The 16,387-nt window shown below is 46.7% G+C and carries 14 protein-coding genes; 4 read left to right on the top strand and 10 right to left on the bottom strand.

Features of this window, described 5'->3' with window-relative positions:
* The first annotated feature begins 178 nt into the window (after nucleotides 1-178).
* Complete coding sequence (locus B5D48_RS02825; RefSeq protein WP_023935865.1) at nucleotides 179-1,582, top strand: DEAD/DEAH box helicase; 1,404 nt, start codon at nucleotides 179-181, stop codon at nucleotides 1,580-1,582.
* A gap of 85 nt (nucleotides 1,583-1,667) precedes the next feature.
* Nucleotides 1,668-3,221, top strand: coding sequence for a hypothetical protein (locus B5D48_RS02830; protein WP_023935864.1), 1,554 nt, complete (start codon nucleotides 1,668-1,670; stop codon nucleotides 3,219-3,221).
* Between the two features lie 94 nt (nucleotides 3,222-3,315).
* On the opposite strand, the gene B5D48_RS02835 is transcribed toward B5D48_RS02830, so the two are convergent.
* The 10 genes from B5D48_RS02835 to B5D48_RS02880 all read right to left on the bottom strand — a co-directional run bounded on the left by B5D48_RS02835 (nucleotide 3,316) and on the right by B5D48_RS02880 (nucleotide 13,513).
* Nucleotides 3,316-4,428 (bottom strand): exo-beta-N-acetylmuramidase NamZ family protein, encoded by a 1,113-nt coding sequence (locus B5D48_RS02835; protein ID WP_036890090.1) that lies wholly within the window; start codon nucleotides 4,426-4,428, stop codon nucleotides 3,316-3,318.
* A 169-nt stretch (nucleotides 4,429-4,597) separates the two neighbouring features.
* A complete protein-coding gene (gene fsa, locus B5D48_RS02840) occupies nucleotides 4,598-5,257 on the bottom strand; it encodes a fructose-6-phosphate aldolase (RefSeq protein WP_023935862.1) in 660 nt (219 codons plus the stop codon).
* 171 nt (nucleotides 5,258-5,428) lie between these two features.
* Nucleotides 5,429-5,848: a cytidine deaminase gene (cdd, locus tag B5D48_RS02845; RefSeq protein WP_231968832.1), complete on the bottom strand. Its 420-nt coding sequence runs from the start codon at nucleotides 5,846-5,848 to the stop codon at nucleotides 5,429-5,431.
* 281 nt (nucleotides 5,849-6,129) lie between these two features.
* Nucleotides 6,130-7,089, bottom strand: a complete 960-nt coding sequence (locus B5D48_RS02850; RefSeq protein ID WP_023935859.1) for a PspC domain-containing protein — start codon at nucleotides 7,087-7,089, stop codon at nucleotides 6,130-6,132.
* A 13-nt stretch (nucleotides 7,090-7,102) separates the two neighbouring features.
* A complete protein-coding gene (galE, locus tag B5D48_RS02855; protein WP_023935858.1) occupies nucleotides 7,103-8,149 on the bottom strand; it encodes a UDP-glucose 4-epimerase GalE in 1,047 nt (348 codons plus the stop codon).
* The gene (gene yihA / locus B5D48_RS02860) at nucleotides 8,149-8,754 is read right to left on the bottom strand and encodes a ribosome biogenesis GTP-binding protein YihA/YsxC (RefSeq protein WP_023935857.1); all 606 of its coding nucleotides are present in this window, start codon (nucleotides 8,752-8,754) and stop codon (nucleotides 8,149-8,151) included. Before yihA ends, galE begins: the two co-directional genes overlap by 1 nt.
* Before the next feature lie 60 nt (nucleotides 8,755-8,814).
* Nucleotides 8,815-9,834, bottom strand: a complete 1,020-nt coding sequence (locus B5D48_RS02865) for an NAD-dependent epimerase/dehydratase family protein (RefSeq protein WP_023935856.1) — start codon at nucleotides 9,832-9,834, stop codon at nucleotides 8,815-8,817.
* Nucleotides 9,835-10,142: 308 nt separating this feature from the next.
* Nucleotides 10,143-11,006 carry a sigma-70 family RNA polymerase sigma factor gene (locus B5D48_RS02870; protein WP_023935854.1) on the bottom strand — a complete coding sequence of 288 codons (864 nt, stop codon included), beginning with the start codon at nucleotides 11,004-11,006 and terminating at the stop codon, nucleotides 10,143-10,145.
* Nucleotides 11,007-11,208: 202 nt separating this feature from the next.
* Nucleotides 11,209-12,705: a Do family serine endopeptidase gene (locus tag B5D48_RS02875; RefSeq protein ID WP_023935851.1), complete on the bottom strand. Its 1,497-nt coding sequence runs from the start codon at nucleotides 12,703-12,705 to the stop codon at nucleotides 11,209-11,211.
* Nucleotides 12,706-13,024: 319 nt separating this feature from the next.
* On the bottom strand, nucleotides 13,025-13,513 hold the full coding sequence (locus B5D48_RS02880) for a ferritin (protein WP_023935849.1): 489 nt from the start codon (nucleotides 13,511-13,513) through the stop codon (nucleotides 13,025-13,027).
* Nucleotides 13,514-14,220: 707 nt separating this feature from the next.
* Here B5D48_RS02880 and B5D48_RS02890 point away from each other — a divergent pair.
* Nucleotides 14,221-14,991: a tRNA1(Val) (adenine(37)-N6)-methyltransferase gene (locus B5D48_RS02890; protein ID WP_023935847.1), complete on the top strand. Its 771-nt coding sequence runs from the start codon at nucleotides 14,221-14,223 to the stop codon at nucleotides 14,989-14,991.
* Nucleotides 14,992-15,252: 261 nt separating this feature from the next.
* Nucleotides 15,253-16,284: a patatin-like phospholipase family protein gene (locus B5D48_RS02895; RefSeq protein ID WP_023935843.1), complete on the top strand. Its 1,032-nt coding sequence runs from the start codon at nucleotides 15,253-15,255 to the stop codon at nucleotides 16,282-16,284.
* Nucleotides 16,285-16,387 lie beyond the last annotated feature (103 nt).

A 16,387-nucleotide genomic window follows, 5' to 3' on the forward strand; every position in this document is an offset into this window, starting at 1 on the left:
TCTGTGTAATCACAAAATTATTCTTACCTTTGCTCCGTGGTTTTTTCATAATAGTATTAAATTTAAGGTTAACAATGTTGGTTGGGGCATGTCGGGAGACATTCCCCAATCTTTTTATCCCCTCATATTCCTTTGCTCCAAGCCCTTTTAGTACATTTGTTTCCAAATGTGCAATCCAATGAGATTTGACGAATTCGATTTAAGCGACGAAGTATTGGACGGGCTGGATGCCATGAACTTCTTCGAAGCAACCCCTATACAAGAAGCAACTATCCCACTCATATTGGAGGGACATGATCTGATAGCTTGTGCACAGACCGGAACAGGCAAAACAGCGGCCTATGTACTACCGATCATTAGCGAACTCAATAGTGGGAAGTACCCTTCTGATGCTGTCAATGCCGTGATCATGGCTCCTACTCGGGAATTAGCTCAACAGATCGATCAACAAATCGAGGCCTTCTCTTACTTCCTCTCCGTATCGGCTGTAGCCATATATGGAGGTACAGACGGTATTGCTTGGGAGCAACAACGCAAAGGGATGGAGATGGGAGCCGATGTGCTGATTGCCACTCCGGGAAGGTTGATATCACATATCAATATGAAGTCGGCCGATCTCTCCCAGGTATCATTCTTTGTATTGGACGAGGCAGACCGAATGCTCGACATGGGTTTCTACGATGACATCATGCAGGTTTACAAGCAATTGCCCAAAACCTGCCAAACACTGATGTTCTCGGCCACCATGCCAAAGAAAATCAGAGAACTGGCTGCCGGAATTCTAAAAAATCCGAAGCAAGTAGAGATCGCTATCAGCCGTCCGCCCGAAGCTATCACACAGACCTGCTGTATATGCTATGACGAACAGAAATTACCCATTTTGCTCGATCTGTTTGCTGCCACACCTCCCTCTCGCACAATTATCTTTTCCAGCTCAAAACAGAAAGTCAAAGATCTGACACAAGCTCTCAAGCAAAGGCGATACAATGCAACAGCAATGCATTCAGACCTTGACCAAAGTGTACGAGAGCAAGTGATCCGAGACTTTAAGAACAGGAGTATAGACATATTGGTCGCCACCGACATTGTGGCAAGAGGAATAGACGTGGATAATGTGACTGTGGTAATCAACTATGATATACCCAGAGATCCCGAAGACTATGTACACCGCATCGGGCGTACTGCCCGAAACAATGAGTCCGGCTTGGCTATTACCCTTGTTGGAGAAAGCGAGCAATATGAGTTTAGTCGCATCGAAGAGTTCTTGGGCAAAAAGCTCTATCAACTACCCATACCGACACATATCGGAGCCACACCAGCATATGAGCCAAACAAGCTAAAAAGAGGACGTTTCTCCTCCGGGCGTGGACATGGGGGTAATCGGGTGAGAAAACCGGACACAAACTCTGCTCGGAAAGAATATAAACGAGACGAAAAGTCTCAAGCAAGAGATTCGAAAAGACAGCCTTCAGAACACCGGAAAGCGAATACCAAACCCTCAGGGAGAAAGGATGGGCAACACCTCCGACAACACAACAAACAAAGGTTGGCCAACAAGAAACAAACCCCAAGAGAACAATAATGGGAGCAGCGTATCACACGCCTGCATACAGCACTCTGCACAAAAGACTACCAGACAAACAATTGCAACGACACTCGGGACAGGTATGGAGATACAAAGCCGCTCGCAGAAAGCAATTAAGAATGCTTCCATAGGCATTCTGAGCTACCTGCTCCCCGTTTTGGCAACCTTCATTTTCCGTCGCTACTTCATCCTGCACCTCGGAGGAGAACTCTTGGGGCTCAATAACATTGTAGTAAATATCCTCGGCTTTCTGAATGCTTCTGAATTAGGACTTGCATCCGCTATTGCCTACGCTCTCTACAAACCGCTCTACGAGGGAAACAAACAAGAAGTAATCGACATTGTATCGATACAAGCCGTATTCTACCGCTGGATTGCCCGATTTATCCTCCTTGCCAGCATCATTATCTTTTTCTTTTTCCCAAAGATCTTTGCAAAAGTAGACCTACCTCTGTGGTATGCCTATGCGACCTACTTTGTGCTTCTTTCAGGGACACTGCTGAGTTATTACTTCAATTACAGACAAGTTGTATTCATCTCCGACCAGAAAGGTTACATCCCCAATCTCTGCATCCATATTCCCCGCTTTATAAAGCTCATACTGCAAACGCTCTGCATCATCTATCTGTCACATGGTTATATCTGGTGGTTAAGTTTAGAGCTGATCTGGTATATAACTACAACAGTAAGCATAGAGTACTTTGTAAGAAAAAGCTACCCGTGGCTAAGAGTAGACCGCAAGCAATTCGGGCAGCTTATAAAGACATATCCCGAAATTCTCATCCGGACTAAACAGCTCATCGTACACCGTTTGGCAGCCGTCGTATTGGACCAAGGTTCCCCTCTGGTACTTTTTGGAGTAACGGCTGCAGCTTATGCTGTCACAGTCTATAATAACTATTTGCTGGTGTACGCCAGCATAGCAGCCACCCTACGCATACTGTTCGGAGCTCTCACCAGTTCTCTGGGACACAAAATCGTCGAAGAGAAGAAACAAACGAGTGGGACAGAGTCCATGGCCTCCCTTTTTGGTCGTATCTATAGTCTGCGCAATTTCTTTTCCACAGCCGTTGTAGGTATCCTGCTCATTTTTATGCCCTCTTTCATTGAGCTATGGCTTGGGAAGGAGATGCTTTTCGACACTGGTACTTTCTATATTTCTCTCGGATATATCTACTATGCCTCCAATCGTTCGACCGATGATTTCCTGGCCGCCTATGGTTTGTACCAGGATGTGTGGGCTCCTTTTGTCGAACTATCTCTCAATCTCGGTCTCTCTATCCTGTTGGGGATGCAGTTCGGCATAGCCGGTATCTGGAGTGGTATTATCATCAGCCAAATAGTGATAGTTTATCTGTGGAAGCCCTATTTCCTGTATCAACAAGGATTGCACACCCCTCTCCGGCATTATTTGCTTCTGCTGACACACAATCGACTGATGAGTTTAGTCGCCATTGTCTTGATCTATCAAGTAATGATACCAAGCTATCCAATAGAGAGTTGGGGGCAATTCATACCCGAATTTCTGTGGCGTGGAGGATCAGTCACCCTTATTACGGGAGTAATATTCATCGGGCTCTCGGCTTTCTTCCGCCAAATAGTGATGCAAACGCTGCGACAGCTACACTTGCATTAACAAGATTGAAGCCCAAACAACAATATCCATCGATACAAACTAAAAACTGACAGCCGGGAATAAGAAAACCCTCACACCTTGAGTTGGCAGAGGGTTAGCGATTGTCGGGATAAAGCAGATAGCGGTTTCTCAATTTCCTGTACAGGGAGAGATCCTCCTGCCAAGTCGCACGAATGGCCTCCTCCCTAAGTCCTGATTCAAGTTGTTGAGACAAGTGTTTGTTTCCTGCCAGCAGCTCAAAAGTTCGACGACGGTTAATGAGTTTCAGCCCATGCTTGCGAGCCAGTCGATAATAATGAATAAGAGGAGCCAGAGACAGCCCCCTATCAAACAAAGGAGAGAGAGAATCTGCGGCATTGCTCTCTCCTTGAGCAGACAAGTCTACCCCATAACAAGCTCGTCCACTATAGAGCGGTTTGGAGGCACCCTGCATCGGATGTGGCACGAAGCGATATGAGCCAAACCGTTTATCCGGATAGCCCAGTACCTCAAAAGGACGATCTGTGCCACGTCCTACACTCATGATCGTTGCTTCAAAAAAGCAAAGCGAAGGATAAAGCCTGACCGCTGCATCGGTTTTCAGATTGGGACTCGGGGAAACAGGCAATTGGTAAGGTTGGCCGTGCTCCCAGCCTGAAAGAGGGATGACCGTCAAGTGACATTTCTTGCCGGATTGCAACCACCCTTCGGAATTGATCATTATGGCCAATTCTCCCATTGTAAGTCCATGCAACACCGGTATAGGGTGCATTCCCACGAAAGAGCGACAATCGGACTCAAGCAAAGGACCATCCACATAATCGTTCGGGTTGGGCCTATCACAAACTACAATTTCCTTCCCCTCCTCTGCTGCTGCTTCCATGGCATAGTGCATCGAACTGATATAAGTATAGAAACGAGCTCCCACATCCTGCATATCAAAGACAATCACATCTACATCGGCCAAATCTTTTGGAGAAGGCTTCTTGCGAGAGCTATAAAGAGAAGTGATATACAAACCCGTCTTCGGATCTCTCTCATGTGCTACCTTGGCTCCGGCATCATCGGTGCCGCGAAATCCATGTTCGGGAACAAATATCTTAGACAGGTGTACACCCTGAGAGAGAAGTGTATCAACCAAATGTCTTCGCTCACTACCAACAACGGAAGTTTGATTAACAAAGAGGGCTACTCGCTTGCCCTTGATCAGGGGAAGGAGTAGCTCCATTCGTTCAGCTCCACAGAGCAGAGCCGTATCCTTAGCAGATGCGACCCGGAGAGTATTGGGGGCGGAAGGATTGTTCGAATGGCCAGAACCGGAATGCCCGGTGACACAGGACAGCAACAAAGAAAGAAGCAGCAACAATCCGACCGGTTTATCGATCATTTCACAGCATTTACTTATTCACAGAGCGGTAATCAGCCATGAATTTTTCCAACCCGATATCGGTGAGAGGGTGCTTGAGCAAGCCCTTAATCGCAGACAATGGACAAGTAGCCACATCGGCTCCAACTTCCAGACAATCAATGATATGACGAGTATGACGAATGCTGGCTGCAAGAACTTCTGTCTTAAACTCATAATAGTTGTACATCTCCACAATGTCAGAAACAAGCTGCATACCATCCTCGGAAATATCGTCCAAGCGACCAACAAAAGGAGACACATAAGTAGCTCCAGCTTTGGCAGCCAAAAGAGCCTGTCCTACAGAAAAGACCAGTGTACAATTGGTACGATAACCCTCTGTCGTGAGTTGCTTCACAGCCTTAATACCATCAGCCGTGCAAGGCACCTTTATCACGATCTGAGGGTGCAGGGCAGCTAATTCACGACCCTCCTTCAGCATCCCTTCGTAATCTGTGGCGATCACCTCGGCACTAATGTCACCTCCTTCCACTATGTTGCAAATCTCCACATAGTGACGGTGACAAGCCTCCTTTCCACTGATACCCTCTTTTGCCATCAAGGAAGGATTGGTAGTTACTCCATCCAACACCCCCATTGCATTTGCCTCACGGATTTGATCCAGATTGGCTGTGTCTAAAAAAAACTTCATTGCTATATGTCTAATTTATTATGTCCTAATCTCCCACAAACGCCCCTTGACAAGCATCAGTAGCTCACAAAGAGCGACACGCAAAGGTATGAAAATTCACTACCTCGTCATTTTCTTTCGCCCATCCTCTTCTTCCTAAGAAGAAGACTCTCCAGGGCTCACAAAGAGTACTCAGAGATCCGATCCATCAAAGGGAAATGGCAAAGCATCCCGGTTATCCTCTATGCAAATCACCTCCTCCGGGCCGGCCAAGTAAACCGGATAGGGATGAAAGCGCACCGATGTCTCCAACATTACCTGACGACATGCACCACAAGGGCTGGCTACTCTCACGCGACCGTGGGGAGAAAAAGCAACTATCAAGAGCTTCTCTACAGCTTCATTGGGATACTTAGCTCCGGCATAAAACAAAGCCGTACGTTCGGCACAAATCCCCGAAGGATAAGCCGAATTTTCCTGATTGCTTCCACTCACAATCTCTCCATTGGAAAGCAATACGGCAGCTCCCACCCGAAAGTTGCTATACTTGGCATAAGCATCCTCCGCTGCTGCCACTGCAGCCTGCTCCAATGCGCGTAACTCGTTACTCATATCCTCTCTTCGAACAATCGAATAGGGAATCTCCAATATCTTATGCTCACACTTCATTTTCTACTACACTAAATCTTTAGCCAAAGGCCATGACGCAGCTCGAAAACCTCTGCTTTTCCTTTATGTGTTGCCCTCAATCTCTCTTTCTTCCCAGCAACGACTCCACCAAGAGAGTAAAGAAAGGGTGGACTTCACAAGACAAGAGGAGAAAAGCATACTCAAGCCTCCTCGCAAACATACGAAATAAGCCCCAATTGCAGGCCATGGTCTCCTTTTCAGGACTATCCTAAAATTTCAAATAGCAGGATAGCCATGCGCACACAAATAGTAAGCGTAGCAGCCCAAGTCGTTATCCAAATAGGCAATAGCCAAAACCTTCGAGAGGAATGAGGCTTACGCATGGCAAACAGAGGCAGTGCAATGGAGAGTAGGCCTAAAATCAAAGCTGCTATAGGCATCCAAAGAGGGATTTGCTCGGCAGCATAAGACTCGTCCCAGAAGTCAGAAGTGGAGAAAAGCCAATTCACCCAGTCTAAGAAAAGTTTGCCCAAAACGAGAAAGAAAGAAATGGCAGCAAACAGCATAGCTGAGAGGATTGCCAACTTGAACAGACAACCCAAGAACTTCGATAATGGATGTTCCTTGGGAGAAGAGATCGCAGCCGACTCGGCTATCGAATGAGACAGGTTCTCTTCCGTAGGGGGCAGTCCTCGCAACTCCAGACGTTGAGTAGCCGTAACTGCCGATGGGACAATCATCCAGACTAGCAAGTAAGAGAGTGGCACAATCCAGCCAACCCCTAACAACCAGGCAAAACCGACAAAAAGAGATACAGCAAGAACACGCAGAGCAATTACATTCCACCCTTTGTATATAGCCAAGCCACTCAGCACTCCACACAACCGCCCATGTTCAAGATCTCGATAATATCTCTTTATCGGCTGTCGGTATGAGACATGTTTTTTTTCGTGGAGCTTATCATTATCTACGCGAGGAGGAATGAAAGAATGATCTAACAACCTTATCGCCTCAATAGCCATGGAACGATCCACAACTATGCAAGCTTTTTCCTGCAATTGAGCAGAAAATTTCCCAGCCAGCAAAGAAAAAAGCCCGTCAAGCTCCGCTCCCTTGCCTAAAGCCTTTTCACGAGATTCGATAAAGGACGACACCACATCATAGGCATCATAATCTATATGGTAGATCTGCCCAGCAAGACTTACACTATAAACTCGCTTCATCGACGACAAAGACTTATGATTGCAATATACGCTGCTGCCAAAGCCAAGCTGAGCGCAAGGTCTCAGCCAAAGGAGTCTCGGCTCTCCACCTCAGCACTTTGGCAGCCTTGGACGGATCCGCCCAAATCTGCTCTATATCCCCAGCTCTACGATCGGCAAAAACGTAGCGAAGCTTAAGGTTATTGACCTGTTCAAAAGTTTTCACCAATTCCAGCACAGATACACCATGTCCCGTCCCTATATTAAAGGCTTCACAAGGCGGAACTTCTTCCCTCAAATCAGGCGACAACAGATGATCAATAGCGGCAACATGAGCTTTAGCCAGATCATTTATGTCAATGTAATCTCTAATACAGGTTCCATCCGGAGTACTGTAATCTCGCCCAAAAATGCTTAACTGAGGGCGTATCCCAGCTGCGGTTTGACACACATAGGGAAGTAGATTCTGTGGGACTCCCTGGGGTAACTCTCCGATAGCAGCCGATGGGTGAGCCCCTATGGGATTAAAATAACGAAGCAATATAGCCTTATACGAAGTCCCGGCCTTCACCACATCCTGAATAATCTCCTCAGCAATCTGCTTGGTATTGCCATAAGGAGAAGTAGCGGGCAAAATAGGGGACTTCTCCGTTACCGGCTGAACTTCCGCCTCGCCATATACGGTACAGGACGAAGAAAAGACAAAAGCACGAAGACCGCATCTATCGGAAAATTCGAGCAATGACAACAAAACATCTATATTGTTGCGATAATAACGCAAAGGTTGCAATACGGACTCGCCAACGGCTTTATGTGCAGCAAAATTGATAATACCATCAATAGTTCCCTCTGTGGCAAATATCCGATCAAGAGCTACCCCATCCCTGCAATCTTGCTCATAAAAAACAGGACGATAACCCAGTATTTGTTGCAACCCGTCGAGGACAGACAAATCACTATTAGCCAGATTGTCTACCACAATCGGCTCATAGCCGGCCAGAGCCAGGGTGACAGTAGTATGCGACCCTATATAACCAAGCCCTCCGGCAACCAATATCTTCTTGTGTTGAGACTGTTTCATTACTGCTTGGATATATCTCGATTGAGTTTATCTATGTAGCTTAGCAGTTCGGCACGCCCATCAGCTTTGGCAGAGGAGGTTACAAAAATAGGAGGTAACTCCTCCCAGTCTTCCGATAGGCGTTGCTTATACTTGCCAACCATTTCTTCGGCTTTACCTCGGCTCAGCTTGTCACTCTTGGTAAAAACAATTGCAAAGGGGACGCCAGCCTGCCCCATTTTATTGATAAACTCCAAATCTATTGCCTGTGCCTCGTGCCGTATGTCTATCAGGATAAAGAGATTTACAAGCTGCTCTCTCTTGGCAATATAACTTCCTATAATCCGCCCCAGCTCCTCACGTTGCTGTTTGGAACGCTGGGCATAGCCATAACCAGGCAAATCTACGAGATACCACGAATTATTGATAAGAAAATGATTAATGAGCAAGGTTTTACCGGGCTTCTGCGAAGTATTGGCCAGCTGTTTCTGCCTAACAAGCATATTGATGAGAGAGGACTTCCCCACATTGGAGCGACCGATGAAAGCGTACTCCGGCAAATCTCCCTGCGGACATTTGCTCACATCACTGTTGCTTATTACGAAAGTCGCTGATTTGATTTCCATAATCTTGAGATAAAATATGTAGGTGCAAAGATAAAGGCAATAGCCAACATAAACCTTTCTCTAAAGGAGTCCTTGGGAGCGAGCCTCCTCTATGGTACGCCTGAGCCCCTCTGTCAATCCCACCTTGGGAGTAAAGCCCAATTGCCGTATCGGAGTATCATCGCAAAGCCAGGACCTCTGCCTGAAGATCCGATATTTGTCCAGATTGAGCGGTGTGATCTTCCCACAAAGACGACCAACACACTCCCCGACAAAGCAGGCCAGAAAAACAAACGGAAGAGGAATGCCCAAATGAAAGACCCGAGATTTACCCAAGAGAGACTGTACCAAACGGCCAAATTCGGCATCGGTATATACACCACCATCGGTAAGCATGTAGCGTTTCCCTTCGGCTCGCGGATTGGTCAGAACAAAGAGAGTAGCTTCCGCCACATCAGAAGCATAGACGAAGGTCAAAATCTGCTTACTCAACCCGGCCGTCAGGTCCCACCCCTTATTAATAGCCTGTATAGCCATCAGATAATCTCTGTCTCCGGGACCATAAACACCGGTCAAGTGCATGATAGAATAAGGGATGCCTCCTTGTAATACATACCGTTCCCCCAACAGCTTGGATTTGCCATAATCAGTGTTAGGCTGCTGTCTATCGCTTTCTTTGGTAGGATGTCCAGAGACGATGGGTGGGCCATAGGTCCCCAAGCTACTCATCAGCACAAAACGTTCAGGCCGGCATTCGGCGGTGGACAATCCCTCTACCAAACAGTGCGTTTGCAGGGCATTCACTTCATAAAAAACAGATCGTTTGGCTGTCTTCGTGACACCGGCATTGTGAATCACGTAATGCCAAGCCGGCTCTCCCGGAGGAGCCAATCGATTGGCCAAGTTCCGTATGGCATCGCTGGAGCTGTAATCCACCTCCACAAATCGAATACGAGGATCTGTAAGTCTCGATCTCGAGCTGTGAGTGCGCACTGCTGCCCAGACCTCAAAACCCTGTTTGAGGGCTTCCTCCACCAAATATCCACCAATAAAGCCCGAAGCTCCCGTGATGAGCAAACGCTTCCGTATCTGCTGTTCCATAATCTTGGACGAAGATAGCCAAATGAGAGGCTACCGCACAACACGGCTCGCGCTGTATTATTTTCGACGATATTCAGGCTTGACCATGTACTACAAGCACTTCCAGTCTCAATGCCCCAGATTACCCTGTTCTGCAAAGTCAACAAAATGACAAGTTTTAATTGCCATTTTGGAGTCCGCACAAAGGTTTCTTCATGATTGCTACATCATTCATCGGAGTCGGGCAAAATAAAAAAGCCGCCGCTTCTCCTTTCTGAAGAAAACGGCGGACACAAAAAATATCACTAAAAAAGAGAGAGCAAAAAGCCTTAACCCAAATATCCCTTGAGTAATTTACAACGGTTACTTTGTCTCAGTCTACGAATTGCTTTTTCCTTGATTTGACGCACACGCTCACGAGTCAGACCAAAGGTATCACCTATCTCTTCGAGTGTCATCTCCTGCCTTTCCCCAATTCCAAAGAACAGTTTTACGATTTCGGCTTCACGTTCGGTAAGCGTAGAGAGCGCACGATCTATCTCCTGCGCCAAGGACTCATTCATCAGAGAGGTATCCGTATTGGGCGTATCATCATTGACCAAAACATCAAGCAAGCTGTTGTCTTCTCCCTCCACGAAAGGAGCATCCACAGAAATGTGGCGGCCGGAGACTTTCAACGTATCGGTAATTTTATCCTCGGGCAAATCTAATTCCTTGGCCAGCTCGGAAGAGGAAGGACGTCGTTCATTCTCCTGCTCAAAACGTTGAAGAGCCTTGGTAATCTTATTGAGCGTACCAACCTGGTTCAATGGCAGGCGCACAATACGCGACTGCTCGGCCAAAGCCTGCAATATGGACTGACGAATCCACCACACAGCATAGGATATGAACTTAAACCCGCGCGTCTCATCGAATTTTTCGGCAGCTTTGATCAACCCGAGATTACCCTCGTTGATCAAGTCGGGCAGGCTCAATCCTTGATTCTGATACTGCTTGGCTACGGAAACCACAAAGCGCAGATTGGCCCTGGTGAGTTTTTCGAGAGCTCGGCGATCTCCTCGTCTGATCGCTTGAGCCAACTCCACCTCTTCTTCCACTGAAATAAGCTCCTCACGGCCTATTTCCTGCAAATACTTGTCCAGAGATGCACTCTCACGGTTGGTAATGGACTTCGATATCTTTAACTGCCTCATCTATCCTCTATACTTGTATCTACTTGTTACGACTAAAACTCTCCCAAAGGAGCTCTAATATGCACGTGCAGCCGAAGCCACAGCCGATTTTACCGATCAGAGCCAAATAACCAAATAAGCGAGAAGTGTGCCAGCATGGCCGAACCCTCATCCGCCGGCACCACAATGTGCGCCGACGGGCAAAGGTACGACTTTTTTCTCATCAGGGCTTTTTGTCGAGTTCTATGGTATAGTACTTTATATTCCCTTCGGAAGGATAGAAACCCTTTATCACGAGAGTTCTATCCCGCCCTTTGCTATTGGAGACTTCCGATACGATACGTCTGACATCCTCCGGGCTACGCATCGGTTCATTGTTGATCGAAAGAAGGATATAGCCGGGACGAACTCCGACTTGACGCATCTTACCGGCACTCAAATTCTCCACCCGAATACCATAAGAAATCCCATAACTGATACGCGTCTCTTCATCGATTTGCTCAAAAGAAGCTCCAAGCACATCAATATCCTGTGGTTTGAGAATATTGACTCCTCCTTGAGTATTCTTGAGTGTCACGAACATCTTCTTGACAGAGCCTCCCCGGTTCACTCCGATCTCGACTTTATCTCCCGGGCGGTGACGAGCCAACAAATCAAGCATAGAAGCCATATTCACAACTTTCTGCCCACCTATCGAGGTGATGACGTCACCCTCTTTTATTCCGGCAGCCAGAGCCGAACTGACATCGGCAAAACCTACAACGACGGCTCCGTTGTGTACTTTCAGGTTGTACTTCTCAGTCAAGGACTCTTCTATATCGGAGCACTGGATACCCATCACGGCACGCTGCACAGTCCCATATTCTTTGAGATCGGCAACAACCTTAGAGGCTATGCTGATAGGCACAGCGAAAGAGTAACCAGCATAATTACCTGTCTGCGAATACAACATCGTATTGATACCAACCAATTCCCCTTTTCCATTTACCAAGGCACCGCCACTATTACCAGGATTGACAGCCGCATCGGTTTGAATAAAAGATTCTACCTGCAAGCGCGACCCTTGGGCGATGGTAGACCGAGCTTTGGCACTGACAATACCGGCTGTGACTGTGGAAGTCAAATTGAAGGGATTACCAACAGCAAGGACCCACTCTCCTAAACGCAAATCATCCGAATTACCAAAAGGTATTGTGGGCAAATTTTTGGCCTCTACTTTGATCAAAGCAATATCGGTGGCAGGATCACTTCCCACCAGTTTAGCCTTGAAAGAGCGGTTATCATTCAAGCGAACCGTAATTTCATTAGCCTTCTCTATCACGTGGTTGTTCGTAATGATATAACCATCTGTACTTATGATTACACCTGAGCCATATCCTACGACCGGCCGTGTCTGTGGACGCTGAAAACTGCGACTTCCTCCTCCGAAGAAAAATTCAAACGGATCGACATATTGTTGATCGACTTGCTGACGCCCCTCTATCTTAATATGCACCACAGCATGAACCGAAGATTCGGCTGCGGCTGTAAGGTCGGGTAATCCACCGATACCTTCGGCCACCTGCCTGTACCGAGCCTGCTTGAATCCGTAAACTTCTTCAGTAGGAATATCTTCTCCTGCTGTATCGGAGGAAAGCACCCGATGAGTAACGACTGTAGTGGTGGCACTCAAGGCTACCACAGAGAGCGAAAGAACTGCATACTTCCAATACTTCTTCATCTTTACTTCTTACAATTATTTTGAGTTTTACTTCCAAAAAGGACAACCGAGAGATGACAATCCCTGCCATTCACAGCTGCCAACAGACACAACGCCACTCCTTCTCCTCTTATTATATTCCAGCTGTAGGCCAGAGACAGGCCTGGCCATTCATTTCGGAGAATGAGCCCACGAGAAGCGAAAAATCAGGACAAAAAAGCACAGACACACCATCCCTCACAGCCTTGTGCCAGAGACCGGTGTGTCTGTCCCGCTAAACCCGAAAGGGAATAGAATCAGCAACAGCCGGGCGACTGCTGTCTGTAGAGTTTTTTCACGCTTATGCCTGACGAGTGCCCAATGCCTGATCAATAAGTGTCAGATGTACGCCTCCGGCCAATCTAATGTCGTTCACGATCCCGGCTGCGGTATCTTCTTCTTCCACCTGCTCACGGATAAACTTCCAGAAAAAGTCCTGACTGGCCATATCACGAGCTTCACTGGCTACACGAACAACCCCTTCGATCAACTGTGTCACATGGCATTCATGCTCATAGACCTGCTCGAAAACGTCCAAGGGAGTCCCAAACTTCACAGGTACTTCAGCAATAGCTCCGATCTCTACCTTTCCTCCTCTTTTGTTAAGGTAGTCTGCCATTTCGTAGGCATGCTCCAATTCCTCACGGCTTTGGGCAAAAAGCCACTTGGCAAAACCATTGTAACCTTCGTTCTTGAAGTGCATAGACATGGACAAGTAAAGGTTGGAAGACCACATTTCGGCATTGATCTGGTCGTTGATGGCACGACAAACGTTTTCTGAAATTCTCATAAGTCGATATTCTTCTAATTTTTCACCGACGGACAAGCCGACGGCCTGATTTTATTACTCAATTTGCTTTGTTTCCGGAACAAACGACTTGAGCGAAAAGTTCAAAGTTCCAAGGAAAAGAAAAACCAATGGCAGGAGCCCCTATCCTACGATCTCAAACTCTCGAGCCACCCCTTTGAAATACATAAAAAACGCATTAGAATGTTTATCTATATATTATTATATTTTCTTTCTACCGAGCTATTTCTACTCGAATCGGGGTCATTTTGGCAGTATTTTTCCTCTCTTTTTTGAAGCTCATGGGAGGCACTCTTTGCTGACACGGGAGAAAACAAAAATTCTCTCCTGAGAGAATTTTCGCTAACACAGGAGAGAGCAAATTTTTTCTCAGGAGAGAATTTCGACCTTCCTGAAACGCCCTATTCATCGACATTCTGGAAGGGCGACAAAAAGCCTATAAGAAGGGTTGTATTTGCTCACCTACAGCAGCCCCTTTTCTCTCTATTTTTTTGCTTTTCTCTGCGAATGGAAATTTACAGAACAAAACAGTCAGTGAAAGTTAGATCCGAGGGCAACAAACCCGGTATTCGTTCCTCTTCCCCTATCTGAACCATACCCGATTGCAAATACACACGAGATTGTAGGATCTCATGTACATTCCCAACATCCGAGGGTTTGATATACCTCTTATCACTTAGCTTTGCTACATGAAAACAAGCGAAGATGTGTTTTGCTTCCGTCGCTTTGCTCTCTCTCAGAGCAACTGCGCTATGCGAATTGGCACAGATGGCGTCTTACTGGGTGCATGGGTCGGCCGTCATGTCTCTGAGTCCTTGACCAGCATACTTGACGTTGGCTGCGGATCGGGACTTATCGGTATGATGTTGGCTCAAGCTCTACCTACTGCACAGATACATGGGCTGGAGATAGACTCGGCAGCTTCTCTCACTGCCACAAGAAATGCCGAATTGTCTCCCTTTGCCGATCGGGTGAAAATCGTCGAAGGGGACATCATCTCTCTTCCTGCAGAGCTCAGCAATTATTCGTACGATCTGATCGTAAGCAACCCACCATACTTCTCAAATAGCCTGAAGTCTGCACAGACAACTCGTAATCTGGCTCGACATCAGGGAGAAGGTTTCACCTTGGCACAACTACTACATTCTGTAGGCCCTCTCTTGTCAGCAAAAGGATTGGTCGGTATCGTGTGCCCCACTGACAGAATGGAGCAGCTACGACTATGTGCCACCTCGGAGCGGTTGGGATTGGTACGCCTTTGCCATATTCACACGGTTGAAGGAAAGGCAGCCAAACGAACTTTGAGCCTGTGGCAAAATCTACGTATCAACAAAGAGCCTCTTCCATCTCCTTATATCGAGTCTCTTGTCATACGGAACAGAGATGGGTGCTATCATCCCCAATATATAGCTCTAACAAGAGAATACTATCTGCCCGAGCATTTTAATACAACCGATTGATATGGCAGAGATTTGCAAAATCAAACACTATTGCTACCTTGGCTCACGCTACAACCGTCAGGAGTTCTCTGAGAAACCATCATCAGGGGAGAGAGGGGGGGGGATTTGCCCGACTCGATTTCATTATGACTCCAAAGCGTAGTCTCCGGCTTCCTTTTGCCAGGAGAGCGAAGAGAGGGGAGCTTTGCGTGTAGACAGTATCTCCAAAGGACTCTTTCGGTTTCATATTATCTATATAATAGAATAAAGGAGGTAACGACCATGGCAGAACAAAAAAGTTATTTCTTTCAAAATCTCGTTTTCGAGGGAGGTGGGATGAAAGGGCTTGCCTACGTGGGAGCTCTGGAAGTATTGGAACAGGAACAGATATACCCAAATATCAAGAGAGTGGCCGGAACATCGGCCGGAGCGATTATGGCAGTACTCTTGGGGGTGGGCTATACTCTGGAAGAAGTCAAAGAGATTGTGTGGGGGTTGGACTTCAAAAAATTCCTTGATGACTCTTGGGGCTTAATTCAGGACTGTCATCGTTTATTGAATGAATATGGTTGGTATAAGGGGGATTTCTTTCGTTCATGGATCGCAGACCTTATAGCCCGCAAGCTGGGAAACACAGAGGCAACATTCGATGACTTGAAACACTCATCGTGTGGTCTCAACACCAAAGAGATCTATTTGGTGGGCACCAATCTATCTACTGGCTATTCCGAGGTATTCTCCCATGAGCATTCTCCTCGTTTCTGCATAGCTGATGCAGCCCGTATATCGATGTCCATACCTCTGTTCTTCTCTGCCAAACGGAATTTTCGTGGTGACTTATATGTAGATGGAGGGGTACTAGACAACTATCCAGTGAAAATCTTCGACAGACGCAAATACGTAACCTCTGATTGGAGACGGACAGATTATTACGAGGAGATCAATCGGAGTATCAGACTCAAAAGCCGGAAGATAACTGACTACGTGTATAACAAACAGACGTTAGGTTTCAGGCTCGATTCAAAGGAGGAGATAGCTTCTTTTCGCGATCAGTCCGAAGCTCCTATAAGGCGAATAGAGAATTTCTGGGATTACACTTTTTCTCTGATCAAGACTCTTATCAGCGTACAGGATAATACCCATCTGCACAGCGATGATTGGCAACGGACAATTTATATCGATACTCTTGGCGTCAAATCAACGGATTTCCATATCGGAGACGATATCAAAAGAGCCCTGTTGGAATCCGGGAGGAACCATACTAAACAGTATTTCGAGTGGTATAACAACTCCGAGAAGAAGGCCAATCGCTAAAATTTTCTTCGGATTTCTCAAGATCTCAATGCAAAGAAGGCTGTCTCTCTTTCGTTCCTTATAACATATGTAAGGGAGAGATAGCCATTCTTTTCCTTGAGAA

The sequence above is a fragment of the Porphyromonas crevioricanis genome (genome assembly GCF_900167225.1).
Taxonomy (GTDB): Bacteria; Bacteroidota; Bacteroidia; order Bacteroidales; family Porphyromonadaceae; genus Porphyromonas; species Porphyromonas crevioricanis.

Excerpts from the sequence above, each read along its gene's own strand:
- B5D48_RS02890 (WP_023935847.1), top strand. The coding sequence starts at position 14,221 with ATGAAAACAAGCGAAGATGTGTTTTGCTTCCGTCGCTTTGCTCTCTCT.
- B5D48_RS02875 (WP_023935851.1), bottom strand. The coding sequence starts at position 12,705 with ATGAAGAAGTATTGGAAGTATGCAGTTCTTTCGCTCTCTGTGGTAGCC.
- yihA (WP_023935857.1), bottom strand. The coding sequence starts at position 8,754 with ATGGAAATCAAATCAGCGACTTTCGTAATAAGCAACAGTGATGTGAGC.
- B5D48_RS02865 (WP_023935856.1), bottom strand. The coding sequence starts at position 9,834 with ATGGAACAGCAGATACGGAAGCGTTTGCTCATCACGGGAGCTTCGGGC.
- B5D48_RS02835 (WP_036890090.1), bottom strand. The coding sequence starts at position 4,428 with ATGGAGCTACTCCTTCCCCTGATCAAGGGCAAGCGAGTAGCCCTCTTT.
- galE (WP_023935858.1), bottom strand. The coding sequence starts at position 8,149 with ATGAAACAGTCTCAACACAAGAAGATATTGGTTGCCGGAGGGCTTGGT.
- B5D48_RS02830 (WP_023935864.1), top strand. The coding sequence starts at position 1,668 with ATGGAGATACAAAGCCGCTCGCAGAAAGCAATTAAGAATGCTTCCATA.
- B5D48_RS02825 (WP_023935865.1), top strand. The coding sequence starts at position 179 with ATGAGATTTGACGAATTCGATTTAAGCGACGAAGTATTGGACGGGCTG.
- cdd (WP_231968832.1), bottom strand. The coding sequence starts at position 5,848 with ATGAGTAACGAGTTACGCGCATTGGAGCAGGCTGCAGTGGCAGCAGCG.
- B5D48_RS02895 (WP_023935843.1), top strand. The coding sequence starts at position 15,253 with ATGGCAGAACAAAAAAGTTATTTCTTTCAAAATCTCGTTTTCGAGGGA.
- fsa (WP_023935862.1), bottom strand. The coding sequence starts at position 5,257 with ATGAAGTTTTTTTTAGACACAGCCAATCTGGATCAAATCCGTGAGGCA.
- B5D48_RS02870 (WP_023935854.1), bottom strand. The coding sequence starts at position 11,006 with ATGAGGCAGTTAAAGATATCGAAGTCCATTACCAACCGTGAGAGTGCA.
- B5D48_RS02880 (WP_023935849.1), bottom strand. The coding sequence starts at position 13,513 with ATGAGAATTTCAGAAAACGTTTGTCGTGCCATCAACGACCAGATCAAT.
- B5D48_RS02850 (WP_023935859.1), bottom strand. The coding sequence starts at position 7,089 with ATGAAGCGAGTTTATAGTGTAAGTCTTGCTGGGCAGATCTACCATATA.